Source organism: Streptomyces sp. NRRL F-5650, assembly GCF_000721365.1.
GTDB classification, from domain to species: domain Bacteria; phylum Actinomycetota; class Actinomycetes; order Streptomycetales; family Streptomycetaceae; genus Streptomyces; species Streptomyces ardesiacus.
The window spans coordinates 41,719-68,123 of the sequence record NZ_JOGV01000028.1 but is presented as its reverse complement, the minus strand read 5'-3'; the positions used below and the strand labels follow the sequence as shown (position 1 = coordinate 68,123).

At 71.1% G+C, this 26,405-nt stretch carries 26 protein-coding genes; 13 read left to right on the top strand and 13 right to left on the bottom strand.

Annotated features, from left to right (window positions below; all coding sequences use genetic code 11):
- Positions 1–15: 15 nt before the first annotated feature.
- Together IG88_RS0123275 and IG88_RS0123270 are read right to left on the bottom strand one after the other, a co-directional pair.
- Positions 16–981, bottom strand: coding sequence for a zinc-binding dehydrogenase (locus IG88_RS0123275; RefSeq protein WP_031044433.1), 966 nt, complete (start codon positions 979–981; stop codon positions 16–18).
- Positions 982–1,265: 284 nt separating this feature from the next.
- Positions 1,266–2,495, bottom strand: a complete 1,230-nt coding sequence (locus IG88_RS0123270; RefSeq protein ID WP_031044431.1) for an NAD(P)-dependent malic enzyme — start codon at positions 2,493–2,495, stop codon at positions 1,266–1,268.
- A gap of 473 nt (positions 2,496–2,968) precedes the next feature.
- On the opposite strand from IG88_RS0123270, the gene IG88_RS0123265 reads away from it, so the two are divergent.
- Genes IG88_RS0123265 through IG88_RS0123255 form a run of 3 tightly spaced genes read left to right on the top strand, consistent with a single transcriptional unit; the run spans position 2,969 to position 5,873 of the window.
- Complete coding sequence (locus IG88_RS0123265; protein ID WP_420712095.1) at positions 2,969–4,096, top strand: ABC transporter substrate-binding protein; 1,128 nt, start codon at positions 2,969–2,971, stop codon at positions 4,094–4,096.
- Positions 4,097–4,125: 29 nt separating this feature from the next.
- The gene (locus IG88_RS0123260; protein WP_031044428.1) at positions 4,126–5,067 is read left to right on the top strand and encodes an amino acid ABC transporter permease; all 942 of its coding nucleotides are present in this window, start codon (positions 4,126–4,128) and stop codon (positions 5,065–5,067) included.
- Entirely contained in the window at positions 5,064–5,873 is an 810-nt protein-coding gene (locus tag IG88_RS0123255; protein WP_051852022.1) for an amino acid ABC transporter ATP-binding protein, read from the top strand. The genes IG88_RS0123260 and IG88_RS0123255 overlap by 4 nt, the downstream gene beginning before the upstream one ends.
- A 57-nt stretch (positions 5,874–5,930) precedes the next feature.
- Here IG88_RS0123255 and IG88_RS0123250 read toward each other — a convergent pair whose 3' ends face one another.
- Complete coding sequence (locus IG88_RS0123250; RefSeq protein WP_031044423.1) at positions 5,931–6,749, bottom strand: class I SAM-dependent methyltransferase; 819 nt, start codon at positions 6,747–6,749, stop codon at positions 5,931–5,933.
- A gap of 99 nt (positions 6,750–6,848) precedes the next feature.
- Between IG88_RS0123250 and IG88_RS0123245 the strand changes: the two genes are divergently transcribed.
- Positions 6,849–7,478, top strand: coding sequence for a CGNR zinc finger domain-containing protein (locus tag IG88_RS0123245; protein ID WP_031044422.1), 630 nt, complete (start codon positions 6,849–6,851; stop codon positions 7,476–7,478).
- Here the strand turns inward: IG88_RS0123245 and sodX are convergent.
- Positions 7,382–7,816, bottom strand: coding sequence for a nickel-type superoxide dismutase maturation protease (gene sodX / locus IG88_RS0123240; protein WP_031044420.1), 435 nt, complete (start codon positions 7,814–7,816; stop codon positions 7,382–7,384). The two genes, IG88_RS0123245 and sodX, sit on opposite strands and share 97 nt — an antisense overlap.
- Before the next feature lie 145 nt (positions 7,817–7,961).
- Between sodX and sodN the strand changes: the two genes are divergently transcribed.
- A complete protein-coding gene (gene sodN / locus IG88_RS0123235; protein WP_003973716.1) occupies positions 7,962–8,357 on the top strand; it encodes a superoxide dismutase, Ni in 396 nt (131 codons plus the stop codon).
- Positions 8,358–8,480: 123 nt separating this feature from the next.
- Here the strand turns inward: sodN and IG88_RS0123230 are convergent, their stop codons facing one another.
- From IG88_RS0123230 to IG88_RS0123220, 3 genes are all read right to left on the bottom strand, one after another.
- Positions 8,481–9,065 carry a dihydrofolate reductase family protein gene (locus IG88_RS0123230; protein WP_031044417.1) on the bottom strand — a complete coding sequence of 195 codons (585 nt, stop codon included), beginning with the start codon at positions 9,063–9,065 and terminating at the stop codon, positions 8,481–8,483.
- A 229-nt stretch (positions 9,066–9,294) separates the two neighbouring features.
- A complete protein-coding gene (locus tag IG88_RS0123225; protein ID WP_031044415.1) occupies positions 9,295–10,455 on the bottom strand; it encodes a family 2 encapsulin nanocompartment cargo protein polyprenyl transferase in 1,161 nt (386 codons plus the stop codon).
- Positions 10,456–10,540: 85 nt separating this feature from the next.
- Entirely contained in the window at positions 10,541–11,947 is a 1,407-nt protein-coding gene (locus IG88_RS0123220) for a family 2B encapsulin nanocompartment shell protein (RefSeq protein WP_031044414.1), read from the bottom strand.
- A 350-nt stretch (positions 11,948–12,297) separates the two neighbouring features.
- On the opposite strand from IG88_RS0123220, the gene IG88_RS0123215 reads away from it, so the two are divergent.
- Positions 12,298–12,876 carry an N-acetylmuramoyl-L-alanine amidase gene (locus IG88_RS0123215; RefSeq protein WP_031044412.1) on the top strand — a complete coding sequence of 193 codons (579 nt, stop codon included), beginning with the start codon at positions 12,298–12,300 and terminating at the stop codon, positions 12,874–12,876.
- A 90-nt stretch (positions 12,877–12,966) separates the two neighbouring features.
- Positions 12,967–13,875: a 1-aminocyclopropane-1-carboxylate deaminase/D-cysteine desulfhydrase gene (locus IG88_RS0123210; protein ID WP_031044409.1), complete on the top strand. Its 909-nt coding sequence runs from the start codon at positions 12,967–12,969 to the stop codon at positions 13,873–13,875.
- Between the two features lie 52 nt (positions 13,876–13,927).
- Here IG88_RS0123210 and IG88_RS0123205 read toward each other — a convergent pair whose 3' ends face one another.
- Positions 13,928–15,520, bottom strand: coding sequence for a Na+/H+ antiporter (locus IG88_RS0123205; protein WP_031044406.1), 1,593 nt, complete (start codon positions 15,518–15,520; stop codon positions 13,928–13,930).
- Positions 15,521–15,581: 61 nt separating this feature from the next.
- Between IG88_RS0123205 and IG88_RS38900 the strand changes: the two genes are divergently transcribed.
- From IG88_RS38900 to IG88_RS0123195, 3 genes are all read left to right on the top strand, one after another.
- A complete protein-coding gene (locus IG88_RS38900; protein ID WP_030400639.1) occupies positions 15,582–15,842 on the top strand; it encodes a UBP-type zinc finger domain-containing protein in 261 nt (86 codons plus the stop codon).
- Between the two features lie 250 nt (positions 15,843–16,092).
- Complete coding sequence (locus IG88_RS0123200) at positions 16,093–16,506, top strand: anti-sigma factor (protein ID WP_006136266.1); 414 nt, start codon at positions 16,093–16,095, stop codon at positions 16,504–16,506.
- 17 nt (positions 16,507–16,523) lie between these two features.
- Entirely contained in the window at positions 16,524–17,588 is a 1,065-nt protein-coding gene (locus tag IG88_RS0123195; protein WP_078861579.1) for an RNA polymerase sigma factor SigF, read from the top strand.
- A gap of 39 nt (positions 17,589–17,627) precedes the next feature.
- Here IG88_RS0123195 and IG88_RS0123190 read toward each other — a convergent pair whose 3' ends face one another.
- Positions 17,628–18,080 (bottom strand): hypothetical protein, encoded by a 453-nt coding sequence (locus IG88_RS0123190; RefSeq protein WP_031044403.1) that lies wholly within the window; start codon positions 18,078–18,080, stop codon positions 17,628–17,630.
- A gap of 133 nt (positions 18,081–18,213) precedes the next feature.
- Here IG88_RS0123190 and IG88_RS0123185 point away from each other — a divergent pair, with 133 nt between their 5' ends.
- On the top strand, positions 18,214–19,182 hold the full coding sequence (locus IG88_RS0123185) for a diacylglycerol/lipid kinase family protein (protein WP_030400642.1): 969 nt from the start codon (positions 18,214–18,216) through the stop codon (positions 19,180–19,182).
- 320 nt (positions 19,183–19,502) lie between these two features.
- On the top strand, positions 19,503–19,760 hold the full coding sequence (locus IG88_RS0123180) for a WhiB family transcriptional regulator (protein WP_003973730.1): 258 nt from the start codon (positions 19,503–19,505) through the stop codon (positions 19,758–19,760).
- Between the two features lie 197 nt (positions 19,761–19,957).
- Here the strand turns inward: IG88_RS0123180 and IG88_RS0123175 are convergent, their stop codons facing one another.
- Positions 19,958–21,433 carry a sensor histidine kinase gene (locus tag IG88_RS0123175; RefSeq protein WP_031044400.1) on the bottom strand — a complete coding sequence of 492 codons (1,476 nt, stop codon included), beginning with the start codon at positions 21,431–21,433 and terminating at the stop codon, positions 19,958–19,960.
- 607 nt (positions 21,434–22,040) lie between these two features.
- On the opposite strand from IG88_RS0123175, the gene nagB reads away from it, so the two are divergent.
- Positions 22,041–22,826 carry a glucosamine-6-phosphate deaminase gene (nagB, locus tag IG88_RS0123170; protein ID WP_031044397.1) on the top strand — a complete coding sequence of 262 codons (786 nt, stop codon included), beginning with the start codon at positions 22,041–22,043 and terminating at the stop codon, positions 22,824–22,826.
- A gap of 206 nt (positions 22,827–23,032) precedes the next feature.
- Here the strand turns inward: nagB and IG88_RS0123165 are convergent, their stop codons facing one another.
- The 3 genes from IG88_RS0123165 to IG88_RS0123155 are packed head-to-tail and all read right to left on the bottom strand — an operon-like array spanning position 23,033 to position 26,345.
- Complete coding sequence (locus IG88_RS0123165; protein WP_031044394.1) at positions 23,033–24,523, bottom strand: glycoside hydrolase family 3 protein; 1,491 nt, start codon at positions 24,521–24,523, stop codon at positions 23,033–23,035.
- Positions 24,524–24,531: 8 nt separating this feature from the next.
- Entirely contained in the window at positions 24,532–25,362 is an 831-nt protein-coding gene (locus tag IG88_RS0123160; RefSeq protein WP_031044391.1) for a carbohydrate ABC transporter permease, read from the bottom strand.
- The gene (locus tag IG88_RS0123155) at positions 25,359–26,345 is read right to left on the bottom strand and encodes a carbohydrate ABC transporter permease (protein WP_031044388.1); all 987 of its coding nucleotides are present in this window, start codon (positions 26,343–26,345) and stop codon (positions 25,359–25,361) included. The genes IG88_RS0123160 and IG88_RS0123155 overlap by 4 nt, the downstream gene beginning before the upstream one ends.
- Positions 26,346–26,405 lie beyond the last annotated feature (60 nt).

Here is a 26,405-nt window from a genome sequence, read left to right as displayed (position 1 = left end):
AGAAGCCGGGGCCGCTCAGGAGTTGCTGAGCACGATCTTGCCGAACTGCCCCCCGGAGGCCATCCGCTCGAACCCCTCACGGGCCCGGTCCATCGGAAGCACCTCGTCGATGACGGGACGCACCCCCGTGGCGGCGCAGAAGGACAGCAGGTCCTCCAACTCGTCCTTGGACCCCATCGTGGAGCCGACGACCTTGAGCTCCAGGAAGAAGATCCGGGTCAGCTCGGCGTGGGAGGGCCGGTCCCCACTGGTGGCACCGGAGATGACCAGCGTGCCGCCGGGCCGCAGCGACTTGACGGAGTGCGACCAGGTGGCGGCGCCCACCGTCTCGATGACGGCGTCGACCCGCTGCGGCAGCCGCGCCCCGGTCTCGACGGCCTCGACCGCGCCGAGCTCCAGCGCCCGCTTGCGCTTGGCCTCGTCGCGGCTGGTCGCGAAGACCCGCAGCCCCGCGGCCTTGCCGAGCACGATCGCGGCCGTGGCCACCCCGCCGCCGGCGCCCTGCACCAGCACCGAGTCACCGGGACGCACCCCGGCGTTGGTGAACAGCATCCGGTACGCCGTCAGCCAGGCGGTCGGCAGACAGGCGGCCTCCTCGAAGGAGAGCTCCTTGGGCTTGGGCAGCACGTTCCAGGTCGGCACGGCGACCTGCTCGGCGAACGTCCCCGGGTAGCGCTCGGTGAGGATGGAGCGGGGCTCCTTGGGGCCGACCCCGTGGCCGCTCTGGCCGATGACGGAGTGCAGGACGACCTCGTTGCCGTCCGCGTCGACCCCGGCGGCGTCGCAGCCGAGGATCATCGGCAGCCGGTCCTCGGGGAGGCCGACGCCGCGCAGGGACCACAGGTCGTGATGGTTGAGGGAGGCGGCCCTGACATCGACGACGCTCCAGCCGGGCCGGGCCTCGGGAGCGGGCAGCTCTCCCAACTCCAGTCCGGCCAAGGGCTGGTCGCGGTCGATTCGGGCGGCGTAGACAGCGAACATGACCTCGACGATAGATTCCCCACCCCCCGACGGGAACCACAGTCCCGTGTGACACACCCCCTCTTGCCGACCGCCCCCGGCTGCGGGCAGTCGTGCCGCCGGGGTGGCACGGGTGGGCGCAGCGGCACCCGCCCAGCGCCGGCCGGCGCCCCCACCCCCCACCCAGCACAGCCCACCCGCACCCGCACCCGCACCCGCACCCGCACCCAAAGCCAAGCGGCCCCGTCCACCAGGGACGAGGCCGCCCACCACACCGCGGAGATCACACCGCAGGAGTCACACCGTCACCGGCGCGCAACCCCCTCCGCCCGGGCCGCCGCGGCCACCGCCGCCGTCACCGCCGGCGCGACCCGCTCGTCGAACGGGGACGGGATGACGTAGTCCGCGGCGAGGTCGTCCCCCACCACGGAGGCCAGCGCCTCCGCCGCCGCGAGCTTCATGCCCTCGGTGATCCGGGAGGCCCGCACCTGCAGCGCCCCCGCGAAGATGCCCGGGAACGCCAGCACGTTGTTGATCTGGTTCGGGAAGTCCGAACGCCCCGTCGCGACGACCGCCGCGTACTTGTGGGCGACCTCCGGATGCACCTCCGGGTCCGGGTTGGCCATGGCGAAGACGAACGCGCCCTTCGCCATCGAGGCCACCGCCGTCTCCGGCACCGTACCGCCGGAGACGCCGATGAAGACGTCGGCGCCCGCGAGGGCGGCCTCCAGCGAGCCCGAGAGCCCGGCCTTGTTGGTGAAGGAGGCCAGCTCCTGCTTGACCGGTGTCAGGTCGTCCCGGTCGGCCGAGACGACGCCCTTGCGGTCGGCGACCGCGACGTCCCCGACACCCGCCTCGACCAGCATCTTGGCGATGGCCACCCCGGCCGCGCCCGCGCCCGAGATCACCGCCCGCAGTTCGCCCAGCGTCCGCCCGCTCAGCCGCGCCGCGTTGCGCAGCGCCGCCAGCGTCACGACGGCCGTGCCGTGCTGGTCGTCGTGGAAGACCGGGATGTCGAGCCGCTCCTGGAGCTTGCGCTCGATCTCGAAGCACCGCGGCGCCGAGATGTCCTCCAGGTTGACGCCGCCGAAGGAGGGCGCGAGCCGGACCACGGTCTCGACGATCTCGTCGGCGTCCGTGCAGTTCAGCGCGATCGGGACCGCGTCCACGCCGCCGAACTGCTTGAAGAGGATGGCCTTGCCCTCCATCACGGGAAGGGATGCCTCGGCCCCGATGTCCCCGAGCCCCAGCACCGCCGTACCGTCCGTCACGACCGCGACGACCGACGACTTCCAGGTGTAGTCGTGGACGAGGTCCGGCTGCTCGGCGATCGCGCTGCACACTTTCGCGACGCCGGGCGTGTACGCCAGGGACAGGTCTTCCTTGTCGCGGACCGGCACGGTGGCCTGCACGGCCATCTTGCCGCCACGGTGCAGCGCGAACGCGGGGTCGAAGGAGTCGAGCGGCTCGACGCCCTCCCCCTGTTCCGCACCGGCGTCGCTGTCGCTGCGAGGATTGACGATCTCCGCTGCCACTTTGTCTTACCCCTTAGAGTTCATGGATTGAGGGTTTTGTCCACTCCTGGTGAGGAATGGGCGGGCACCGCACAGGGAGATGGCTGTACGGGCCACGAGGCCCCTGCGCGACGGGCGCGCCGCACACGCGCCCTGAGCCCCTGATGAGGGGTGTAAAGAACCTTCTTACCCGACGGACGGCCCTCGCGACGAGTCCGATAAGCGCAAGCTCACATGCCGGACCCCGAACGCCGCATGTCGGTGACATGCCTCATAGCCAGGGTTCCGGACAACCTCGCCGCACCCCTTGACAGACCCGCGGACATCTCCTTCAACGGCCTTGCCGGTGCGCAGTCCATGTTCGGATAACGAGAAATTCCGTAGATCTTCCGGCCGGAAGGGCAGATTCCCGCAAAGGTTCGGTCGTGATGTACCGACCTGGTGCGGTTCGGGGTGCGACCCGTTATCCGATTTTGACATGGCGGCCCCCCTGAATGGCCGAGTCCGAATGGCAAGATGCCGTAATCACACGAGGTCGCGGCACTCGAAGGTGCGTGCTCCTGTCGACCCACGACGCCGGCCGGCCCCGGCCGGCGTCCCGCCCCACCGGAATCCGACCGTCCCCATCGGCTACTCCCGAATCCGCCGGAGGAACCACCATGACCGCACGCTCCACCCGTCGTACGACCGCCGCGCGCTTCCGGCTGACAGCGGTCGGTGCGATCGCGGTCGCAGGCGCCCTGCTGCTCACCGGCTGCGGCGACCAGACCGAGAAGGGCGACTCCGGCAGCAGCGACACCCAGTCCTCGGGCGGCGCTCCGCTGGCCGACAGGCTCCCGCAGTCGATCCGCGACAAGGGCACCATCAAGGTCGGTTCCGACATCGCGTACGCTCCCGTCGAATTCAAGGACGACTCCGGCAAGACCGTCGGTATCGACCCCGATCTCGCGGACGCCCTGGGCAAGCAGCTCGGCGTGAAGTTCGAATTCGAGAACGGCACTTTCGACACCCTGATCACCGGCCTGCGCTCCAAGCGGTACGACATCGCCATGTCCGCGATGACCGACACCAAGGACCGCCAGGAGGGCATCGACGCCGACACCGGCAAGAAGGTCGGCCAGGGCGTCGACTTCGTCGACTACTTCACCGCAGGTGTCTCGATCTACACCAAGAAGGGCGACGACCGGGGCATCAAGACCTGGTCGGACCTGTGCGGCAAGAAGCTCGTGGTCCAGCGCGGCACGGTCTCCGAGGACCTCGCCAAGTCCGAGAACCAGAAGTGTCCGGCCGGCAAGAAGATCTCCATGGAGGCCTTCGACAACGACCAGCAGGCCCAGACCCGCCTGCGCGCGGGCGGCGCGGACGCGGGCTCCTCCGACTTCCCGGTCGCGGCCTACGCGGTGAAGACCTCCGGCGGCGGCAAGGACTTCGAGCTCGTCGGCGAGCAGGTCGAGGCCGCCCCGTACGGCATCGCGGTCGCCAAGGACAACACGCAGCTCCGCGACGCCCTGAAGGCGGCGCTGGACGCGGTGATCGCCAACGGCGACTACAAGAAGATCATGGACAAGTGGGGCGTGGCGGAAGGCGCCGTCACCCAGGCCACCGTCAACGGCGGCAAGTGACCGGGCGCGGGCGCTGAAAGGCAACATCCGTGACTGTTGACATCGAGAAGACGCCGGGCGGCCCGCCCGGCACCCCGCCGACCCGTCCGGAGGCCATCAAGGCCATCCCGGTCCGGCACTACGGGCGGTACGTCTCCGCGGTCGTCGCGATCGCGCTGCTGGCCGCGGTCGTGTACGCGTTCTCCCAGGGCAAGATCAACTGGGGCGCGATCCCGGACTACTTCTTCGACGACCGCATCCTGACCGGCATGGGCAAGACCCTGCTGATCACCGTCCTGGCGATGCTGATCGGCATCGTCGGCGGCATCCTGCTCGCCGTGATGCGGCTGTCGAAGAACCCGGTGACCTCGTCCATCGCGTGGTTCTACATCTGGTTCTTCCGCGGCACGCCGGTCCTGGTGCAGCTCGTGGTCTGGTTCAACCTCGGCCTGGTCTTCGAGTACATCAACCTCGGCCCGTTCTACCGCGACGAGTGGTCGGACTTCATGACGCCGTTCCTGACGGCGCTGCTCGGACTCGGCCTCAACGAGGCGGCGTACATGGCGGAGATCTGCCGCGCCGGTCTGCTCGCGGTCGACGAGGGCCAGACCGAGGCGGCGCACGCGCTCGGCATGAGCCACGCCAAGACGCTGCGCCGGATCGTGGTCCCGCAGGCGATGCGCGTCATCGTGCCGCCGACGGGCAACGAGGTCATCAACATGCTGAAGACGACCTCCCTGGTGTCGGTCGTCCAGTACGCCGAGTTGTTCCGGGTCGCCCAGGACATCGGCCAGACCTCCGGCGCCCCGGCCGAGATGCTGTTCCTGGCCGCGGCCTGGTACCTGCTGCTGACCTCGGTCTTCAGCATCGGCCAGTACTACCTGGAGCGGCACTACGCCCGCGGTTCCAGCCGCCAGTTGCCGCCGACGCCGTGGCAGAAGGTCAGGGCGACCATGTTCTCCCTCGGCCGCCCGAAGGGAGGCATGGCATGACCGGGAAGCCCGCCAAGACGGACGGTGCCCGCGTGCGGGACTCCGCCGTCCCGATGGTCAAGGCGGAGGGCGTCCACAAGTCCTTCGGCGCCGTCGAGGTCCTCAAGGGCATCGACCTGGAGGTGAAGCAGGGCGAGGTGTTCTGCCTCATCGGCCCCTCCGGCTCCGGCAAGTCCACGTTCCTGCGCTGCATCAACCACCTGGAGAAGATCAACGCCGGGCGGCTGTACGTCGACGGCGAGCTGGTCGGCTACCGCCAGAAGGGTGACAGGCTCTACGAGCTGAAGGACAGCGAGGTCGCCCTCAAGCGCCGGGACATCGGCATGGTCTTCCAGCGCTTCAACCTGTTCCCGCACATGACGGCCCTGGAGAACGTCATGGAGGCGCCGGTCCAGGTGAAGGGCGTGGGCAAGGGCCAGGCCAGGGACCGCGCGCGGGCCCTGCTGGAGCGGGTGGGCCTGGGCGACAAGGCCGGCAACTACCCCTCGCAGCTCTCCGGCGGCCAGCAGCAGCGCGTGGCCATCGCGCGGGCCCTGGCGATGGACCCGAAGCTGATGCTGTTCGACGAGCCGACCTCGGCGCTCGACCCGGAACTGGTCGGCGACGTCCTCGACGTCATGCGCGACCTCGCCGAGTCCGGCATGACCATGGTCGTGGTCACCCACGAGATGGGCTTCGCCCGCGAGGTCGGCGACAGCCTGGTCTTCATGGACGACGGCGTGGTCGTCGAGTCCGGCAACCCGCGCGACGTCCTGACCGACCCGCAGCACGAGCGGACGAAGGCGTTCCTGTCCAAGGTCCTCTGAGAGAACGGCCGGCGAGGGGCGGTACGGGTCTTCCGTACCGCCCCTCGGCACGTGGTCCTACTTGAGCGCCAGCAGCAGGGTGTCCGACGGCGAGCACCACACCGGCCGCGCCTCGCCGAAGCCCTTCTCCCGCAGTACGCGCGCGTGCCACGCCGCCGGGGGCATCTCGCCGTCGGCGTGCTCGCCGTAGATCTCGAACCGGCGGGCGGTGGGTCCGGCGAGCACCGGGTCCTTGGCGGCGAGCTGCCACCACTCGGACCAGTCCAGCGCGCCCTCTTCCTTGGCGGTGTCCATCCGCGCGTGCCGCTGTGCGCGCTCGGCCGCGTTGATCCGGGGCGTCGTGTCGTCGATCATGTGGTCCGCGTTCATGAAGACACCACCGTCGCGGACCAGCCCCGCGACCCGACCGTAGAGATCAGCGAGGGGTTCGGCGTGGAACCAGTGCAGGGCCGTGGCGGTCAGCACGGCGTCGTACGTGTCGTACGGCAGCTTCGCCGGCCAGTCGGGGTCCTTGAGGTCGGCGGCGACGAAGGAGACCCGCTCGTCGCCCTCGAAGGTGCCCTCGGCGATGGCGAGGAGCGCCGGGTCGAGGTCCACGCCGGTGCTGGTGGCCTGCGGGAACCGGTCGAGCAGCCGGGCCGTGATGGTGCCGGTGCCGCAGGCCAGGTCGAGCACGCGCGGTGCCGTGCCGACGAGTGCCTCGACCATGTCGAGCATGATCCGGAACCGCTCCTCGCGGTCCGGCATGTACCACTCCTGCTGCCGGTCCCAGCTCCGCTGCCATGCCTGCCAGTCGGTACCGGCGGCCGCGGGCGTCCCGAGAGTCGTTCCCGTGGCCGCGCCGGTGGCCGTGTTCGTGGTGTCCGCGTCGGTCATCGAGCCCCTCCGTACCTGCGTCACGTAATACCCTGTAAGCACGGTCAGCCATTACCTGACCGCAGGCACGACCCTAGAGCCCCTTCGTAAGGACTACAAGTGGAACTGGCCTATTACTCGGATTACGCCGTACGTCTCGTCAACACCGAGGAACCCTCACGGGGCCAGGACTCCCTGACCTCGGTGGAGGCCGTCCGTGAGCTCTTCGGCGCCAACCAGTCGGCGGCCCGGCGCGCGTCCGACGCCGACGTGACGCGGTTCCGCTCGGTGCGGGGGCGGCTGCGCGCGGTCTTCGAGGCGGCCGACGGCGGCGACGAGACCCTCGCCGTGGACCTGCTGAACTCGCTTCTCCTGGAATTCCCAGTGAGCCCGCAGATCTCCGGCCACGACCAGCGCGCGGAGGACGGCAGCCCGCTGTGGCACATGCACCTGGCGGACCACCCCTCCAACGCGACCGCCGGTTTCGCCGCCATCGCGGCGATGGGCCTGGCCTTCCACCTCACCGAGTACGGCGTCGACCGGCTGGGCCTGTGCGAGGCGGCACCCTGCCGCAACGCCTACCTGGACACCTCCACCAACCGCTCCCGGCGCTACTGCTCCGACCGCTGCGCGACCCGCGCCAACGTGGCGGCCTACCGCGCCCGCAAGCGCCTGGAGGCGGACCGGTCGGCGGACACCGGCCTGACCGCCGACAGCGCCCAGCGGACCACGGCCAACGGCGACCGCTGACCGGCCCTCGGCCGGTACCGGAAGCGGACCCGGCCGAGGACGAGGTCCTGCGGGACGACGCCGTAGTCGGTGCTGTCCCCGCCCGCGAACGCGTTGTCCCCGAGCACCCACCAGCCGGACCCCCGCCGTTCGGCCGCCCGCTTGACCACGAGCAGGTCCTGCTGGAAGGGATGCCGCAGCACCACGACGTCACCCGGACGGACCCGCGCCCCCCAGTGCACGAGCAGCACGTCGCCGTGGTGCAGCGTGGGCACCATCGACGGACCGGTCACCTCGGCCGGCCCGAAGGGCAACGCCCCTCTCGGGCGCTCGGTCTCCTGCGACAGTTGCTCCGGCATCACCCGGCACCTCCCCGGTCTTTCCTCCACCAGTCTCAGTCTCACCCCGGACTTTTGCCCTAAGCCCACGGGGGCACCCGCGAAATCGGTCCTCCCAGGGAGTAATGTCCCCCCTGAGAAGACGATCACGAGGAAGGAATGCTTCATGCTTTCCCGCCTGTTTGCCCCCAAGGTCACGGTCAGCGCCCACTGCGACCTGCCCTGCGGCGTGTACGACCCGGCCCAGGCCCGCATCGAGGCGGAGTCGGTGAAGGCCGTCCAGGAGAAGATGGCCGGCAACGACGACCCGCACTTCCAGACGCGCGCCACGGTCATCAAGGAGCAGCGCGCCGAGCTCGCGAAGCACCACGTCTCCGTGCTGTGGAGCGACTACTTCAAGCCCCCGCACTTCGAGAAGTACCCGGAGCTGCACCAGCTCGTCAACGACACCCTGAAGGCCCTGTCGGCCGCCAAGGGCTCCAAGGACCCGGCCACCGGCCAGAAGGCCCTGGACTACATCGCCCAGATCGACAAGATCTTCTGGGAGACCAAGAAGGCCTGACGAAGGTCAGTACCCGGGCCCGCGATCGGTGCACCATCGCAGGCCGCAAGGGAGCCCGGAGGGGCCCGGCCACACCGGCCGGGCCCCTTTCGCGTTGCCGCCCGGGCCGGAGCGGAGGGCGGCTCAGTGCTTGCGGCGGTACGTCCGCACCACGACGCCGTTGCCGAAGGTCCGCACCGACTCCGGTACGAACTCGGAGACCTGGAACCCGGAGGCGAACATCGGCATGCCGGTGCCCATGATCACCGGGTAGGTCTTGATGACCAGTTCGTCGACCTCGTCGACCAGTTCGCCGGCGACGGCCGCCCCACCGCACAGGTAGATGCCGAAGGCGCTGTCCTCCGCCTTCAGCTCCCTGACCCTGCCGACCAGGTCCGTCGAGATGATCTCGACATTCGGGTCGGGCGACTGGGCGAGCGTGCGCGAGGCGACGTACTCGCGCAGGTGTGCGTACGGGCTGGTGACGCCCTCCTTGAGGGCCAGGTCGTAGCTGGCCCGGCCCTGGATGATCGTGTCGAAGCGCTTGTTCGGCAGGTCGTCGATGCCGAGCGGCCGACGGCTGTGCGTCGGCAGCGTCTCGGGATACTCCGCCTTCAGGAACTCCATGAACTCCTCGTCGACGAACGGGATCATGAACGACGCGTCGCCGTCCGGCCCGCCGATGAAGCCGTCGATCGAGCAGGCGATGAAGTACGTGAGCTTGCGCAAACCGGTCTTCCCTTCGCGTTGACCACTACGCTCACAGTACTCCATGTGTAGTTGTCTGGGGAAGGGGCAGTGCGGTCCGTCCGACGGGAGAGGCAGGGAGGCGGGCCCCGCACACCGTGGGGAAGTGCGGGACCCGCCCTGCCGGAGCCGTCCGCGGCGTGGCCGTACGTCGGTCAGGTGCCGTACGGCCCCGCACGGGCTCCGGGGTCTTGCCGGGCCGGCGCGGCCGTCAGGTGCTGCGCCGGGTGACGAACTCGGCCAGCGCGAGCAGGCCGCCCGCGGCCTCCGGGTCGGGCACGGCACGGGCCAGCTCCTGCATAGCCCGCGCCATCCGGTCGGCCGCCTGGGCCTGGGCCCAGTCCCGGCCGCCGGCCCGCTCCACCACCAGGGCGGTGTGCTCCAGGTCCTCCCTGTGCTCGTCGTACGGCACCGCGTACAACTCCGCCAGTTCGGCGGCGGCCGGAGTGCCGGAGGTGAGGGCGGCGACCACCGGCAGCGACTTCTTGCGGGCGGCCAGGTCCGCACCGGCCGGCTTGCCGGTGCGGCGCGGGTCGCCCCATATGCCGATGACGTCGTCGATGAGCTGGAAGGCCAGCCCCGCCTCCCGGCCGAAGGCGTCCAGGGCCTCGACGTCCTCCGCGGGGGCACCCGCGTACAGCGCGCCGAGGGCACAGGCGCAGCCCAGCAGGGCTCCCGTCTTGGCCTCCGCCATGGTGAGCGTCTCGTCGAGGGTGACCCCCTGCGGCGGGCGCCCTTCCATCGCCGTGTCCGCGTGCTGGCCCTCGCACAGCTCCATGACGCAGTCGGCGAGCCGCGCGGCCGCCGCCGCCGAGGCCGGGTGGGGGTCCGCGGCGAGCAGCCGCAGGGCGAGCGCCTGGAGGGCGTCCCCGGCGAGGATCGCGTCGGCGTCGCCGAACACGGTCCACGCGGTGGGCCGGTGGCGCCGGGTGGCATCCCGGTCCATCACGTCGTCGTGCAGCAGGGTGAAGTTGTGGACCAGCTCCACCGCCGCCGCGGCCCGGCCGGCCGCCGCACGGGCCGCCGGCCCGCCGAGCGCGGTCGCCGCGGTGAGGACCAGCGCGGGACGGATCGCCTTGCCCGCGTTGCCCGCCGCGGGTGTGCCGTCCGCGTGCTGCCAGCCGAAGTGGTACAGCGCGATCCGGCGCATCGACTCGGGCAACGACGCGATGGCGGTGCGCAGTTCGGGGTCGACCGACGCCCGTGACTCCCGCAGGAGCACCGCCGCTTCGTGCCCCTCGGCCCCCACCGGCCCCTGCCCCCCGGGCTGCTCCCCCGGCTCCCTGTCCCGCTGCGTGCCGATGAGACCGTGCCCTTCCGGCGCTCCGGTGGAAAGGGGCGTCGCGGTGGCGCCGCGCCGGCTCTCCGTCATGGACTCACCTTCCCCCGGGGCCCGTTCGTACCCCTGGGGTGTTCCCGCCCGGGAGGGCGGGAACACGACACCGGGGACTGCGGCGTCACCGCCAGCGGCCGATCTCGACGTTCTCCAGGACGCCGAGCGCGTCGGGCACGAGGACCGCGGCCGAGTAGTAGGCCGTGACCAGGTACTTGATGATGGCCTGCTCGTTGATGCCCATGAAGCGCACCGACAGACTCGGCTCGATCTCGTCCGGGATGCCGGTGGCCCGCAGGCCGATGACGCCCTGGTCCTGCTCGCCGGTACGCATCGCGATGATGGAGGACGTACGGGCCTCGGTGACCGGGATCTTGTTGCACGGATAGATCGGCACACCGCGCCAGGTCGGGATGCGGTTCCCCCCGACGTCGATCGTCTCGGGGACGAGCCCGCGCTTGTTCAGCTCGCGGCCGATGGCGGCGATGGCACGCGGGTGGGCGAGGAGCAGCTTGGTGCCGCGCCGGCGGCTCAGCAGCTCGTCGAGGTCGTCCGGGCCGGGCACACCGTCGTGCGGCTGGATGCGCTGGTCGTACTCGCAGTTGTGCAGCAGGCCGAACTCCCGGTTGTTGATGAGTTCGTGCTCCTGACGCTCCTTCAGCGCCTCCACCGTCAGCCGGATCTGCTGCTCGGTCTGGTTCATCGGCTGGTTGTACAGGTCGGCCACGCGCGAGTGGATGCGCAGCACGGTCTGGGCGACGCTCAGTTCGTACTCTCGGGGCCGGGCCTCGTAGTCGACGAAGGTGTGCGGGATGTCCGGCTCGCCGCTGTGGCCGGCGGAGAGGTCGATCTCCTTCTCACCGTGCTTGTTGGTGCGCTGCTCCGGGATCGCGCGCGCCTGCTCCAGGTGCGCGCGCAGGGAATCGGCCCGCTCCGCCACCTGCTCCACCTGCTGGCGGGGCAGCACCAGGACGGTGCAGGCGGTGACCGTGCGGGCGGTGTACTCCCAGATGGCGTCCCCGTCCAGGAGCGCCTGGTCGCCGAAGTAGGCGCCGTCGGCGAGGACGCCGAGCACCGCGTCGTCGCCGTAGGGGCCGGTGCCGATCTTCTCGATCTTGCCGTGCGCCAGCAGGTAGACCTCGTCGGCCCGGCCGCCGAAGGAGGCGATGACCTCGCCCGGGCCGAACTCCCGCTGCTCACAGCGCTGCGCGAGCTCCGCCAGGACCTCGTCGTCCTCGTACGAGCGCAGGGCCGGCAGCTCGCCCAGCTCGGCGGGGATGACCTCGACCCGGTCTCCGGTCTTCACGAACGTCACGCGGCCGTCGCCCACGGCGAAGGTCAGGCGCCGGTTCACCCGGTAGGTGCCGCCCTGAATGTCCACCCAGGGGAGTGTGCGCAGCAGCCAGCGCGAGCTGATCTCCTGCATCTGAGGAACGGACTTGGTGGTGGTGGCCAGGTTCCGCGCGGCCGCCGTGCCCAGGCTCTGCTGCGGCCTGGTCTGCTCGGTGCGGACCTCTTCGCCTACCGACATAAGGAATTGCCCTCCCGGTCATGCCGGACGACTGCGCCCGGCATCGATGTGCGAGGACCAGCCTTCCTCACGGAGCGTGCCGGTGCTATTACACGAAAGAGCGGGAATGGATCACGTCCGGCCGGGGCAGATATGGGGGCTTGTTCGACGTCTCCCCGACATGTCTGGTTCCACCGCGCCCGTCCGGCCCGTCCCCGCGCCTCCGGGAACGCGGACGGCGTTGTCCGAAACGGCTCGCACACGGGCCGAACAAGCAATGGACGGCGCTCCGTTTCGGTACAAGCTCCCTACGAGACGGCCGCGCCGGGCGGCCGTCGCGCAGCGCGAAGGAGTCGGCCGTGGCCTCACCCATGTCCGCGAGCAGCTTCCTCAAGGCACTGAAGGCGGAGGGCCTCACCGTCGTCGAGGTCGGCGACTGGCGGGAGCACAACCGCAACCACAAGGGCCCGTGGGGTCCCGTGCACGGCGTGATGATCCACCACACGGTCACCAGGGGCAGCGAGCGGACGGTGGACATCTGCCGCAAGGGCCACGAGGACCTGCCGGGCCCGCTGTGCCACGGCGTCATCACCAAGGACGGCACGGTGCACCTGGTCGGGTACGGCCGCGCCAACCACGCCGGTCTCGGCGACGACGACGTGCTGCGCGCCGTCATCGCCGAGAAGGCACTGCCTCCGGACAACGAGTCCGGCACCGACGGCAACCGCCACTTCTACGGCTTCGAGTGCGAGAACCTCGGCGACGGCGACGATCCCTGGCCTCAGGCGCAGTTGGAGGCCATCGAGCGGGCCGCCGCGGCCGTGTGCCGCCACCACGGCTGGAACGAGCGGTCCGTCATCGGCCACCTGGAGTGGCAGCCGGGAAAGGTGGACCCGCGCGGGTTCACGATGGCCTCGATGCGGGAGCGGATCCGCGACCGCCTGAAGTGACCGGCCCGGCCGGGCCGGTCACCGGCCGACGCGGTCGGGCACCGGTGGACGCGAGGTGCCCGCCCTGTGCGGCGGCGGGACAATGGCGGGGTGACCGGCACCGACACCGACGGCCCCGACGCCCTGCGGCCCCGCCTGCCCTCTCCTGTGCAGGAGGTGGCGGACGAGCGCTTCGAGCGGCGCGGCGTCCGGCTGCTGCTCAAGCGGGACGATCTGATCCACCCCGAACTGGTCGGCAACAAGTGGCGCAAGCTGGCACCGAATCTCGCCCTGGCGGCCGGCCGCGCGGTCGTGACGTTCGGCGGCGCCTACTCCAACCACCTGCGGGCCACGGCTGCCGCCGGCCGTCTGCTCGGCCTGCCCACGGTGGGCGTCGTCCGCGGTCAGGAGCTGGCGGGACGGCCGCTGAACCCCTCGCTGGCCCGGTGTGCCGCCGACGGCATGCGGCTGCACTTCGTCGACCGCGCGACGTACCGCCGCAAGACGGAGCCGGAGACGCTGACCGCCCTGCTGCGCACGGTGGAGGCCGAGGACGCCCTCGTCGTCCCCGAGGGCGGCAGCAACGCCCCGGCCGTGGGCGGCTGCCGCGCCCTGGGCGAGGAACTGGGCGAACACGCCGACGTGGCCGCCGTCGCCTGCGGCACCGGCGGCACGCTGGCCGGGCTGGCCGCAGGGCTCCCGCCGGGCCGGCGGGCCCTGGGCATACCGGTGCTCAAGGGCGGCTTCCTGGAGGGCGACATACGGCGGCTCCAGGAGCGCGCGTTCGGCGGGCCGCGCGGCACCTGGAGCCTGGAGGACCGTTTCCACCACGGCGGATACGCCCGCACGACGCCCGCCCTGGACGCCTTCGCCGAGGACTTCGAGCACCGTCACGGAGTGCCCGTGGAACGCGTCTACGTGGCCAAGCTGCTGTTCGCCCTCCTGACGCTCACCGAGGAGGGCGTCTTCCCGCGCGGGACGGCCCTGGCCGCGGTCGTCACCGGCCGGCCCTTCCCCTGAGCGGGCCATGAGCGGCCACTGAGCGGCCACACCACCGCGTCGGCGCACCGGCTCACGTGGTCTCGCGGTAGGCCGCCGCCTCCTCCAGGTCGAGCCGGCGCAGCAGCGTCCGGAGCATCTCGTCGTCGATGTAGCGGCCGTCCCGCAGCCGGACGAAGACCTGGCGCTCGGCACTGATCATCTCCCGGGACAGCCGCCGGTAGGTGTCGTCGACGGTCTCACCGGTGACGGGATTGACCTGGCCGAGCCGTTCCCAGACGGCGTTGCGACGGCGCTCCAGGACCGTGCGCAGGCGGTCGGCGAGGGGGGCCGGCAGCGTGTTGCGCTCGTCGGCGAGCAGGGCGTCCAGGCGCTCCTCGGCGACCCGTGAGGCCTGCGCCTGGGCGTTGGCCTCCGCCAGCGTCTCGGCCTGCGCGTCGTGCGCCGGGAACTTCAGCAGGCGGATCAGCGGCGGCAGGCTGACGCCCTGGACGACCAGGGTGCCGATGACGGTCGTGAAGGTCAGGAACAGGACGAGGTTGCGCTCGGGGAAGGGCTCGCCGCCGTGCACGGTGAGCGGGACGGAGAAGGCGATCGCCAGGGAGACCACGCCCCGCATCCCGGCCCAGCCGATCACGAACGGCCCCTTCCACGAGAGGGCTCCCTCACGCGCCCGGACGCGGGCCGACAACCGGGGCAGGAAGGTCGCCGGGTACACCCACACGAACCTCGCCACCGCGACCACCAGGAAGACGGCGAGGGCGTACCAGGCGGCGTCGGCGCCCTCGTACTCGCCCAGGCCCCTGAGGACGACGGGCAACTGGAGTCCGATGAGGGCGAACACGGCCGACTCCAGGACGAACGCGACCATCTTCCACACCGCCTCCTCCTGGAGCCGGGTGGCGAAATCGACCTCCCACGCGCGGTGGCCCAGGTAGAGGGCGACGACGACGACCGCGAGCACACCCGAGGCGTGCACCTGCTCGGCGACCGCGTAGGCGACGAACGGGATCAGCAGGGAGAGCGTGTTCTGCAGCAGCGCCTCCGTGAGGTGGGTGCGCAGCCAGTGCAGCGGCACCATGAGGGCCAGTCCGACACCGACGCCGCCCAGTGCCGCGAGCAGGAACTCCCCGATGCCGCCCGCCCAGGTCGCGCCCTCCCCAACGGCCGCCGCGAGCGCCACCTTGAAGGCGGTGATCGCCGTGGCGTCGTTCACCAGGGACTCGCCCTGGAGGATCGTGGTGATCCGGGACGGCAGCCCCACGCGGCGGGCGACCGCCGTGGCCGCGACGGCGTCCGGCGGTGCCACCACCGCGCCGAGCACGAGGGCGGCGGTCAGCGGCAGGCCGGGCACGATGAAGTAGGCCGCGCAGCCCACGACGAAGGTGGCGAACAGGACGTAGCCCACGGACAGCAGCGCCACGGGCCTCGCCTGCGCCCGCAGGTCCAGGTAGGAGCTGTCGGTGGCCGCCGTGTAGAGCAGCGGGGGCAGCAGCAGGGGCAGGACGACGTGCGGGTCGAGGGTGTAGTCGGGTACGCCGGGCACGTAGCTCACCGCCAGGCCCGCCGCGACCAGCAGCAGCGGCACCGGTACCGGCACCCGCCGGCCCGCCGCGGCGACCGCGGCACTGCCCGCCACCAGCAACAGCAGCGGCATCACGTCCATCGTCCTCGCCCGCCCTCGGTTTCCGCGCGGTCGTCCGCACACCCGTCGTAACCTGGCAATCATGAAACAGTGCACGCACGCCGACGCGCTGCCGCACCCGGAACCCGAGCCGTGCGGCGAGACCTGCCCGGAGTGTCTGGCCGAGGGCACGGACCCGGTGCAGTTGAGGCTGTGCCTGAGCTGCGGTCATGTCGGCTGCTGCGATTCCTCGCCGCGGCAGCACGCGACGGCGCATCACAAGGAGACCGGTCATCCGGTGATGCGGTCCTTCGAACCCGGGGAGAGCTGGCGTTGGTGCTTCGTCGATCATGTACTCGTGTGACCCCGGCCCGCGACGGTTCGACCGTCTGACGTCTGGGTACGTCAACCCGGCGCGCGCTCTTCCGATTTGGGCCCGCCGACCCCCTAGCCACTGTGCGTGTTCATGTGTTTACTATGAGTGACAGCACGGGGCTGGGGTCTCGGGGACAGGAAACTCCGGAGCGCGATAACGTCACCGCTGAACCACGTGTCGCGTTGCTCCGAGGGGCGTCCCTCGGCCCTGTAACGCTTGTACCACCTTGGAGGTGAGGGTGTCCCAGATCGCAGGCGAGCCCGCGACCCAGGACTTCGTGGAAGTCCGGCTGCCGGCCGCGGGTGCCTACCTGTCGGTGCTGCGTACGGCGACGGCCGGCCTCGCAGCTCGTTTGGACTTCACCCTCGACGAGATCGAGGACCTGCGCATCGCAGTCGACGAGGCCTGCGCGATCCTGCTGCAGCAGGCCGTGCCCGGCTCGGTGCTCAGTTGCGTCTTCCGCCTCGTCGACGACTCGCTCGAGGTCACCGTCTCGGCGCCGACCACGGACGGCCACGCCCCGTCGCGGGACACCTTCGCGTGGACGGTGCTCTCCGCCCTCGCGGGCAAGGTCTCCTCCGCCGTGGACGAGGACAGAACCGTTTCGATCAGCCTCTACAAACAGCGCGGCGCGGGACCCGGGCCGGCGTGAGGGACGGGGACGGGCCGGTGCGGGACGAAGAGCGCGGTACACGGGAGCTGCCGGCCGAGGGCACACGTTCTCCGAACGAGGTGCGGCGCACGGCGGACGGCATCGACGGCATCCCCGAGCAGGCCCGGCCGCATCCGGAGGACGAGACCTCGCCCGGGGCCGTCGTTCCGGGGGGCGGGCAGCGGACCGGGGGCGGCCCCGCCCGGCCCGTCCGAGCGGAGGCACGGGCTCGGGAAAGGGCGACGGGCGGGACGATGAGCGAGCACGAGCGACACGCCGACGGCCACGCGCCGGGTGCGCGGGGCACGCAGGGCACACGGCACGATCCGCAGGACCGCAGCGGCGCGCGCCTCCTGTTCACCGAGCTGCGCACCCTGGAGAAGGACAGCCCGGAGTACGCGGAGCTGCGCAACCGGCTGGTCCGCATGCACCTGCCGCTGGTCGAACACCTCGCGCGCCGCTTCCGCAACCGCGGCGAGCCGCTGGACGACCTCACCCAGGTCGCCACCATCGGACTGATCAAGTCGGTGGACCGCTTCGACCCGGACCGCGGGGTGGAGTTCTCCACCTACGCGACCCCCACGGTCGTCGGCGAGATCAAGCGGCACTTCCGGGACAAGGGCTGGGCGGTGCGCGTCCCGCGCCGGCTCCAGGAGCTGCGGCTGGCCCTGACGACGGCCACGGCGGAGCTCTCCCAGCTGCACGGCCGCTCCCCCACGGTGCACGAGCTGGCGGAGAGGCTGTCCATCTCGGAGGAGGAGGTCCTGGAGGGCCTGGAGTCGGCCAACGCCTACTCCACGCTGTCGCTGGACGTCCCGGACACCGACGACGAGTCCCCGGCGGTCGCCGACACCCTCGGTGCCGAGGACGAGGCCCTGGAGGGGGTCGAGTACCGGGAGTCGCTCAAGCCGCTGCTCGAGGATCTGCCGCCGCGGGAGAAACGCATCCTGCTCCTGCGCTTCTTCGGCAACATGACCCAGTCGCAGATCGCGCAGGAGGTCGGGATCTCGCAGATGCACGTGTCGCGGCTGCTGGCCCGCACACTGGCGCAGTTGCGGGAGAAGCTGCTGGTCGAGGAGTAGCCGCGGCCGGTCGCCCGGCGCGGGCGGGGCGCCCGCCGGCTACTTCCGGGCGTTGCCCGGTCCCCTGATGCCGAGGGCGAGGGTGGTCTCGGGATTGATGAGCATGTACAGCGCGGCGAGCGCCAGGACGCCGAGCACGGCGCCCGCGGGGACGGCCAGGCTGTCGGCCCCCGCCATGTTGTAGGCGACGGGCAGCGCCAGGATCTGCGTGATCACGGCGGGCCCCCGGCTCCACCCCTTCAGGCGGAGCAGTCCGCGGGCGGCGAGCAGCGGCAGCAGGGCGAGGACGATCAGCGTGACTCCGCCGGTGACGGCGGAGGTCCGGTCGTCGGGATGTCCGGTGAAGCCTCCCACGAGCATCCAGGCGCCACCGACGACGAGGGCCAGGCCCTCCAGCGCGGCGATCGCGGCCGCGGCGGTCACCCGGGCGGGGCGGGGCTCTGCCTCCTCGGGGGCTGCGGAGGCGGGGTCGGGGGTCTGCTCACTGCTCACCCCTGCAGGGTAGCCGTCGGCGCGGGCCCGGCCGCGCCCGCCCGGTTGTCGGGCGTATCACGCGCGGTGGGCCCGGGTGGCGATCTTCACTCCGGTCTGGGCCGAGTACCGCCCAGTAGGTACCCTGCACACCATGCGTGCACTTCTCGTGGTCAATCCGGCGGCAACCACCACGAGTGCGCGTACGCGCGACGTGCTGATCCACGCGCTGGCGAGCGAGATGAAGCTGGAGGCGGTCACCACCGAGTACCGCGGCCACGCCCGCGATCTGGGGCGCCAGGCGGCCCGGAGCGACGACATCGACCTGGTGGTGGCCCTCGGCGGCGACGGCACGGTGAACGAGGTCGTCAACGGCCTCCTGCACGCGGGCCCCGACCCGGAGCACCTGCCCGGTCTCGCGGTCGTCCCCGGCGGTTCCACCAACGTCTTCGCCCGCGCCCTCGGCCTGCCCAACCACGCGGTGGAGGCGACCGGAGCCCTGCTGGACGCCCTGCGCGAGGGCAGTGAACGGACCGTCGGCCTCGGCCTGGCCTCGGGTACGCCGGGCACCGAGGACGAGGCGGTCCCGGCCCGCTGGTTCACCTTCAACGCCGGCCTGGGCTTCGACGCCGGCGTGGTCGGCCGCGTCGAGCAGCACCGCGAGCGCGGCAGGAAGTCGACGCACGCGCTGTACGTCCGCCAGGTGGTGCGCCAGCTCATCGGCGAGCCGCACCGCCGCAGCGGGACGATCACGCTGGAGCGGGAGGGCGAGGACCCGGTCACCGATCTGGTGCTGTCCATAGTCTCGAACACCTGCCCCTGGACGTTCCTCGGCAACCGGCCGATCTACGCCTCCCCCGAGGCGTCGTTCGACACCGCGCTCGACGTCTTCGGCCTCAGTCGGCTGTCGACGGCCGCGGTTGCCCGGTATGGCACCCAGTTGCTCACTTCGTCCCCCGAGCGCGGGCCGCGGGGCCGGCACGCGGTCTCCCTGCATGATCTGACCGACTTCACCTTGCATTCGAAGGTGCCCCTGCCCCTTCAGATGGACGGTGACCACCTGGGTCTGCGAACCAGCGTGACGTTCACAGGCGTACGCCGTGCACTGCGTGTGATTGTGTGAGCAGAAGGGGCGAAAGTCCTTTCACTCGAACGTTTAGACCAGGGTCCACCCCATGGAAGTACGGCTGTGACCTAGTCGACACCGAAGAATCAAAAAAAACTTTCCGGAAGGGGTTGTATCCGCCGCCGAGGTTTGCGAGTCTCTTCTTGGCGATCGGGACAGCCCGCAGGACCGGCATCCACAGATCACCGGAACCCCTCTTCAAACCACAGGACCACGCCAGGGAACCTGGCTGTAGGCCCTTCCCTTGTTGAGGGATTCGTGAAAGCGTTCACATTCACAAGCATTCGAGCATGTAATACCAAGGAGAGGTAGCAGCCATGGACTGGCGTCACCGCGCCGTTTGCCGCGAGGAAGACCCCGAGCTCTTCTTCCCCATCGGCAACACCGGTCCCGCGCTGCTGCAGATCGAGGAAGCCAAGGCCGTCTGCCGTCGCTGCCCCGTCATGGAGCAGTGCCTGCAGTGGGCGCTCGAGTCCGGCCAGGACTCCGGCGTCTGGGGTGGTCTCAGCGAGGACGAGCGTCGCGCAATGAAGCGCCGTGCCGCCCGCAACCGGGCCCGTCAGGCCTCCGCCTGACAACCCACCCCTACTGACAGCCTCAGCTTGGCGGCGCGTACAGCGAGTACGCATCCCCCGCTCCCGAGCCGCAGCGCGCAGTACCCCCGATGCGCATCGGACGATGTAGCGCACGAGCACAAGCCTCGGACCTTCACGGGTCCGGGGCTTTTTGCTGTGTCCGGCAGCGCCGTCCGGGGCGTTCCTCGGCTCCTGGTCTACTTCTCGGCGGGCACCGGGATGTCGAGGATCACCCGCGTTCCGCGCTCGGAGGCCGGGACCATGTCGAAGGTGCCGCTCAGCTCGCCCTCGACCAGGGTGCGCACGATCTGCAGCCCGAGGTTGCCGGAGCGGTGCGGGTCGAAGCCCTCGGGCAGGCCGACGCCGTCGTCCTGGACGGTGACCAGGAGCCGGGCCTCCTTGGTGCTGCCGCCGCGGACCGCCGAGACCTCGACCGTGCCGGTGTCGCTGTCCCGGAAGCCGTGCTCCAGGGCGTTCTGGAGCACCTCGGTGAGCACCATGGACAGCGGGGTGGCGACCTCGGCGTCGAGGATGCCGAAGCGGCCGGTGCGCCGGCCGGTGACCCTGCCCGGGGAGATCTCGGCCACCATCGCCAGCACGCGGTCGGCGATCTCGTCGAACTCCACGCGCTCGTCCAGGTTCTGGGAGAGCGTCTCGTGCACGATCGCGATGGAGCCCACGCGGCGCACCGCCTCCTCCAGCGCCTCGCGGCCCCGGTCGGACTCGATGCGCCGGGCCTGCAGGCGCAGCAGGGCCGCCACCGTCTGGAGGTTGTTCTTCACCCGGTGGTGGATCTCCCGGATGGTGGCGTCCTTGGTGATCAACTCGCGCTCGCGACGGCGCAGTTCCGTCACGTCGCGCAGGAGCACCAGCGAACCGATGCGGGTGCCCTTGGGTTTGAGCGGGATGGCGCGGAACTGGATCACGCCGTCGTGTGCCTCGATCTCGAACTCGCGCGGCGCCCAGCCGCTGGCCACCTTGGCGAGCGCCTCGTCCACCGGGCCGCGGGACGGCGCGAGTTCGGCGGTGGTCCGCCCCAGGTGGTGGCCGACCAGGTCGGCGGCCAGACCCATGCGGTGATAGGCCGACAACGCGTTCGGGGAGGCGTACTGGACGATGCCGTCGCCGTCGACCCGGATCAGGCCGTCGCCGACGCGGGGCGAGGCGTCCATGTCGACCTGCTGGTTCTCGAACGGGAAGGCGCCGGCCGCGATCATCTGGGCCAGGTCGGAGGCACTCTGCAGGTAGGTCAGCTCCAGCCGGCTCGGTGTGCGCACGGTGAGCAGGTTGGTGTTGCGGGCGATGACTCCCAGGACGCGTCCCTGGCGGCGTACCGGGATGGACTCGACGCGGACCGGGACCTCCTCGCGCCACTCGGGGTCGCCCTCGCGCACGATGCGGCCCTCGTCCAGGGCGGCGTCCAGCATGGGGCGACGGCCGCGCGGGACCAGGTGGCCGACCATGTCGTCCTGGTACGACGTGGGGCCGGTGTTGGGCCGCATCTGGGCGACGGAGACGTAGCGCGTGCCGTCGCGGGTGGGCACCCACAGGACCAGGTCGGCGAAGGAGAGGTCGGACAGGAGCTGCCACTCCGAGACCAGCAGATGGAGCCACTCGAGGTCGGAGTCGTCGAGCGCGGTGTGCTGGCGTACGAGTTCGTTCATGGAGGGCACGGGGCTGAGCGTACCTGGCGGTACGGACAGCGATCGAAACCAGCCGCCGTCCACTGCTCCCCCGCCCCGAGGGGGCCCGGCGCGGCGCGGACGCCCCCTGAGACACCCGCGGGCCGCGGCGCCTGGGAGGGACCCTCAACCCTCCCGGCACCGCAGCCCGGAGCAACATCGGCCGTGGGGTGTGCGGTCCCGGTCGGCCGAAGGGTGAGGAGCCGGGGCAGTCAGGGCAGAGAGCTCCGGTTCCTCGGTCCGTCCTCCTGTGCGGGGAGGACGGAAGTCTGACGATCACCTCGCGCGTGACACGGTCGGTGTCCCAGCGACCATTCTGGACTAGACCACTTACCGTGTCCATGCGGTGGACGTCGTTTGTTGCCGGTGGCCGCGCCGGCCGCACGGGCACATCGGCAGCCGCCAGAAGCCTAACCCTGTTGGCTCACACGCGGGGGCGGACCGAGGGGTTCATTTTTCGCGCGCCCGCCGCCCAGGGCCCCGTCACCCGGCCGACCGTTTGGGCGCGACCGCGGGGCCCCGCTCTGTTAGATTGGTCTAAACCACATAGCCAGTCCCGGACCCCGGGTGAGTCCTCTCTTCGAAACGGCAGGCCAGCGTGGAAGTTGTCATCGTTCCCGATGCCAAGGCGGGCGGCGAACTCATAGCCGAGGCCATGGCGAAGCTGCTCCGGCGCAAGCCCGACGCCCTGCTCGGGGTGGCCACCGGCTCGACGCCGCTGCCCGTGTACGAGGCGCTGGCGGCCAAGGTGCGCTCGGGTGCCGTGGAGACCGCGCGGGCACGGATCGCCCAGCTCGACGAGTACGTGGGGCTGCCCGCGGACCACCCGGAGTCGTACCGCTCGGTGCTGCGGCGCGAGGTGCTGGAACCGCTGGGCATCGGCATGGACGCGTTCATGGGCCCCGACGGGACGGCCACGGACGTGCAGGGCGCGTGCGAGGCCTACGACCGGGCGCTGAGCGGTGCCGGCGGGGTCGACCTCCAACTGCTGGGCATCGGCACCGACGGGCACATCGGCTTCAACGAGCCGTGCTCCTCGCTCGCCTCGCGGACGCGGATCAAGACGCTGACCGAGCAAACCCGTGTCGACAACGCCCGCTTCTTCGACGGCGACATCGAGCAGGTGCCGCACCACGTGATCACCCAGGGCATCGGCACCATCCTGGAGGCGCGGCACGTGGTGCTGCTCGCCACCGGTGAGGGCAAGGCCGACGCGGTCGCCGCGAGCGTCGAGGGCCCGGTCGCGGCCGTGTGCCCGGCCTCCGCCCTGCAACTGCACCCGCACGCCACGGTCGTCGTCGACGAGGCCGCCGCGTCCAAGCTGAAGCTCGCCGACTACTTCCGGCACACCTACGCCCACAAGCCGGACTGGCAGGGCATCTGACCAGCCCTCCCGGCCCGGCGCCACCGGGCCGGGCCGGACACCCACGCGCGCCAGGCGCCGGACCCGTCACAGGGGTCCGGCGCCTCTGCCGTTCCCGCGCCCGCGGCACGGACGGCCTCGCTGCGCCCCGCGCGGGCGGGTGCGCACGCCGAAGGCGCCGGTCCGTACGCGGGACCGGCGCCTTCGGTACGGCGACAGGGTGTTCGTCAGACGCCGGCGATGGCCTCCGCGGCGGCACGGCCGCAGACGCGGGCGGCACCGTGGGTGGCCAGGTGGAGACCGCCGCGGGGCCGGGCACGCGGCACGCCCATCTCGACGACGACCGTGTCGGGCCGGGCCGCCAGCAGGACGTCCAGGGCCGCCGCCATCCACGGGTGGCGGTGCTCGTCGCGGACGACGGCGACGATGCGCCGGGAGCCCGCCGCGGCCAGCGCCTCGCTTCCGGCGTCGGCGCCGTTGAAGCTGCCGGTCTCGGTGCCCGGGAGCAGGCGGGCGAGTTCGGCGGCCACGCCCCAGGGCGTCTCGTCGCCCACGGCGATGTTGGCCACGGGGGTGAACGCGGCGACGTACGGCGGCTCGGTGAGCGCGGTGGCGTCCCCGGCGGCGGTGACGCGCAGGGCGCGCCGGGCCGCACGCAGGCCCACGTCGCCGTCCGCGGTGTCCGGCTCCCCGTCGGCGGGACGGTTCGCCGCGGTCCAGCGGGCCAGGGCCCTGACCCGCTCCGCCGCGTCGGCCAGGCGCTCCTCGGGCAGTTCACCCGCGCGGACGGCCTCGACCAGCGCGTCGCTCAGCCGCCGTACGGTGCCCTCGTCGTGCAGGCCGCCGCCCACGCAGATCGCGTCGGCACCGGCCGCGACCGCCAGGACGGTGCCGCGTTCGATGCCGTAGGTGCCGGCGATGGCCTGCATCTCGATGCCGTCGGTGACGATGAGCCCGTCGTAGCCCAGCTCGCCCCGGAGCAGGTCGGTCAGGATGCGGCGGGACAACGTTGCCGGGCGGTCCGGGTCGAGGGCCGGGACCAGGATGTGGGCGCTCATCACCGCGCGGGTGCCGGCCGCGATGGCGGCGCGGAACGGGACGAGGTCCCGCTCGGCCAGCACGCCGGCGTCCACGTCGATGCGCGGCACGGCGTGGTGGGAGTCGACGCCCGTGTCGCCGTGGCCCGGGAAGTGCTTGGTGCAGGTGGCCACGCCCGCGGACTGCATGCCGGTGACGTAGGCAGCGGTGTGCCGGGCGACCAGGTCGGTGTCGGCGCCGAAGGAACGCACGCCGATGACCGGGTTGTCGGGGTTGGAGTTCACGTCGGCGGACGGGGCCCAGTTGAAGTCGACGCCCGCGGCGGCGAGCCGGCGGCCCAGTTCCGCGGCCACCGCGCGGGTGAGCCCGACGTCGTCCACGGCGCCGAGGGCGTGGTTGCCGGGGAAGGAGGAACCGGTGCGCACCTCGAGGCGGGTGACGTCGCCGCCCTCCTCGTCGATGGCGACCAGCACGTCCTCGCGCTCGGCGCGCAACTGCGCGGTCAGCGCCGCCACTTGCTCGGGGGAGGAGACGTTGCGCCCGAACAGGGCGACGGAGGCGAGCCCTTCACCGAGCCGGCGCAGCAGCCAGTCGGGGGCGGTGGTGCCGGCGAAGCCGGGCTGGAGGACGGTGAGCGCGTCGCGCGTGAGGGTGTCGGTGGCCCTGGCAAGGGTGGTCATCGGTGGTGCTATCCCTTCACGGCGCCGGCGGTCAGGCCGCTGACGGCCTTGCGCTGGAGGTAGACGAAGAGGATCAGGATCGGGATGGCGAACAGGGAGGAGGCGGCCATGGTCGCTCCCCAGTCGTCGCCGAACACGGTCTGGAAGCTGGTCAGCCACAGCGGCAGGGTCTGGGACTCCGCCTCCTTGTTGACGACCAGGACGAGGGGCAGCTCGTTCCAGGCGGTGATGAAACCGAACATCGAGGTGGACATCAGGCCCGGGGCGAGCAGCGGCAGGATGACCCGGCGGAACGCCTGCACCCGGGTGCAGCCGTCCACCATCGCCGACTCCTCCAGCTCCTTCGGCACGGCGGCGACGAAGCCGCGCAGCGTCAGGATGGTGAAGGGGAGGATCATCATCATGTAGAAGAGCGTGAGCGGCACGAGGCTGTTCAGCATGGACGCGTCGCGCACGATCATGTAGATCGCGATGACCATGACTTCCCAGGGCGCCATCTGGGCGAGCATGAAGCCGACGATGAAGCCGCGCCGCCCCTTGAACCGCATCCGTGCCAGGGCGAAGGACCCGGCCAGGGCGATGATCAGCGAGAAGACGACCGCGCAGACGGTGACGATGAACGAGTTGCCGACGTAGGTCCAGAAGTGGTCGGCCTCGGTCGCGGTCTTGAAGTGCTGGAGGGTGACGTCGGTCGGGAACCAGACCGGGTCCTCCGAGATGATGTCGCCGGCCGGCTTGAAGGCCGTGGAGAACATCCAGTAGACGGGGAAGACGAGGCCGATGAACAGGACGACGGCCGTGACGTTGGGCCACAGGCGGCCGAAGAGCGAGCGCTTCACAGCTCGTCCTCCTCTTGCTTGAGCACGATCTTGAGGTAGTACGCGGTCAGGCCGAGCAGGATCAGGATGGTCAGGACCGCGATCGCCGCACCCATGCCGTAGTGCTGGTTGCCGACGCCCTCGATGTAGGCGTAGACGGGCAGGATCTCGGTGAGACGGTCCGGGCCGCCGCCGTTGAACGTGTACACCTGGACGAACGCCTTGAAGATCCAGATGATCTCCAGGAACGTCGTCGCGTAGAGGAAGGGACGCAGGAAGGGCAGCGTGACCGAGGTGAAGCTGCGCCACGTGCCGGCCCCGTCGAGGGCGGCGGCCTCGTACAGCTCGCTGGGGATGGTGGTGGTCGCGGCGTACAGGTTGATCGCGACGAACGGCACGGACATCCAGACGATCAGCACGGTGACGACGAAGAACGTCGAGAACTGGCTGCCGGTCCAGCTGAAGTCGGCCATGGAGTGCCAGCCGAGCTTGTCGAGCACCCAGTTGACCACGCCGAAGCGCTGGGCGAAGAGCCACTGGTAGACGGTGGTCGCGGCGACCACCGGCATGGCCCACGCCAGTACCAGGCCGATCATCAGCACGAACCGCATCACCCTGCCGAGGCGGGCGAGCAGAAGGCCGATCAGGCCGCCCACCACCATGGTGAGAACGACGTTGACCGCGGTGAAGATGATGGAACGCAGGGTGACGCGCCAGAAGTCCTCGCCGGTGAGGACCTCCTTGTAGTTGTCGAAGCCCGTCCACTCGGTGACGTGCTGGATCAGCTGCGCCATGTTGAGGTTCTGGAAGGACAGCAGGCCGTCCTTCACCAGCGGCCAGCCGAGCAGCAGCACGGTGGCCGCGACGGCGGGCAGCAACAGCAGATACGGGGCCAGCGCGCCGGCGCGCGACCCGGCTCTCGCTCTCGGCCCGCCGGTTCCCCCCGCGTCCGCCTTGCGGACGTCCGACGGGCCTGAGGGCGGCCGTTCGGTCTGCACGGTCATGCTCGCGGTCTCTCTCTTCTCGACCTGTTCACCTCGATGCCGGGGCGGGGGCCGTCGTGT